The 853-nt window shown below is 47.5% G+C and carries 2 protein-coding genes; both read right to left on the reverse strand.

The window, feature by feature from the left end:
* On the reverse strand, nucleotides 1-483 hold a 483-nt coding region (locus R8O11_RS26315), incomplete at its 3' end, for a pilus assembly protein PilP (protein ID WP_318194753.1).
* A partial coding sequence (pilO, locus tag R8O11_RS26320) for a type 4a pilus biogenesis protein PilO (protein WP_318194754.1) occupies nucleotides 473-853 on the reverse strand: 381 nt, incomplete at its 5' end. The genes R8O11_RS26315 and pilO, both read right to left, overlap by 11 nt.

Raw genomic sequence — 853 nt, forward strand, 5'->3', positions numbered from 1 at the left:
CCAGCACCCCAAACCATCGGGCAAGGTTTCATTAATCAATAAATAGGAGTGGGTAACATGGGTGACCTTACCGTTATTACGTCCGAGGTATTGACCTGGTTTCACTTTGTAAACCGTGCCATTCGGGGCTTGAACTAAACCAGAAACGGTGTTCCCCATACCCATCACTCCTTTTAAACGAAGTTGGCTGAGTGGGAATTTTTCTAACTTGCCAGATCTCGCTCGGTTCGGCGGTTGCCAACAATCTTTTCTCGCCACAGGTTGAGTCGCGATGGTCGCCTCTTTGGGCAATTCGAAAGGAGCACGCATCACTTCTGGGGCATACGCTACTGCGATGTATTTGTCAGCAGGTTTGAGCTTCTCCACATCTCGTCGCGCCTGACTCTCAACACCACGAATAAAATCCGTTAATGATTCATCATTCGCCTGGCACCCGACCAATAGAGCGCTTACCAACACCGTCAGCAAAGATTTATTTCTCATCTTTCTTTTCCTCAGGCTTGAACTGGTAAGTGTTTGCTCTCACTCGGAAGTGCAAAGGTTCACTCTCTTGGCTGACACGCTGCCAAGTCACATCTTTAAAGGTGATGATTCGTGGCAATGTGGCAATGGCCTGTGAAAAACGACCGATATCGTGGAAATCACCTGTTAGCTCGATATTTAGTGGCAATCGATACAGGAAGTTTTCTGACTGCTTTTCTCCCCAATAGATGCGAGTAAACGTTAACTTGTTGTCGATACCGAGTTCGTTTACCGACGCCAACATTGTGGCCAACTCTTTTTGTGCCGGTAGTTGTTGCAACAGCAACTCATAACGCGTAGTGAGCTCGTCCAGTTGAGATTGCAACTGAGG

The sequence above is a fragment of the Vibrio sp. 1288 genome (assembly GCF_033344475.1).